The sequence below is a fragment of the Vibrio sp. 2134-1 genome (assembly GCF_033339495.1).
Window position 1 is genome coordinate 1 of record NZ_JAWOUS010000318.1, and the last position, 776, is coordinate 776.

The 776-nt window shown below is 49.4% G+C and carries 1 pseudogene; it reads right to left on the reverse strand.

What is annotated here, in order from left to right:
- Positions 1-776: pseudogene (locus R7R78_RS25710) on the reverse strand (DUF3372 domain-containing protein); the annotation flags it as partial.

The following is a 776-nucleotide window of genomic DNA, read 5'->3' on the forward strand; positions in this document are numbered from 1 at the left end:
GCGTAAGCCGCGTTACCAAAACCTTGGTTGAAGCGAAGTGGGTGCTTACCTTCTGAATCGACACCGCCATCAAATGGGCTACCGCCACGAACAGCGTCACGCAGACGATCCGAGAACGTACCGATTTCAGTGCCAGCCATGTTTAGCTGAGTGGCTTGATCAAAACGAGCGTTGTTAGACACTTCACCGAAGTCCCAACCTTCACCGTAGAACAAGGTGTTTTCGTCAATCTTGCGGATTTGCTCAAGTGCGTAGACCATCACATCTTTTGGCTGGTGGCCCATTAAGTCGAAACGGAAACCGTCAACTTTGTAGTCGTCCGCCCACACTTTCAATGAGTCAACCATCAGTTTACCCATCATCAAGTTTTCTGTTGCAGTGTTGTCACAACAAGTTGAGTTTTCTACGCCGCCAGTGTTGACGTTAAGACGGTGGTAGTACCCTGGGACGATTTTATCTAGAACGGATTTGTCGTTAATGCCAGAGGCATTGGTGTGGTTGTACACCACGTCCATGATCAGCTTCAGCTTCATTTTGTGTGTTGCTTGCACCATTTCACGGAACTCAAGAATACGTTTTGAGCCGTTTGGATCGGTCGCGTAGCTGCCTTCTGGCACCGTGTAATGGAATGGGTCGTAACCCCAGTTGAAGCTGTCTAGCATGCGCAAATCGTTCATCAGTGCTTGCGCAGAACCGGTGGCTGGATCGTAGCTGTTCAGCACATCTTCAATCACTTTCGCGCCATCAACTTCGTCACAGACAGACGCTTCTGGTTT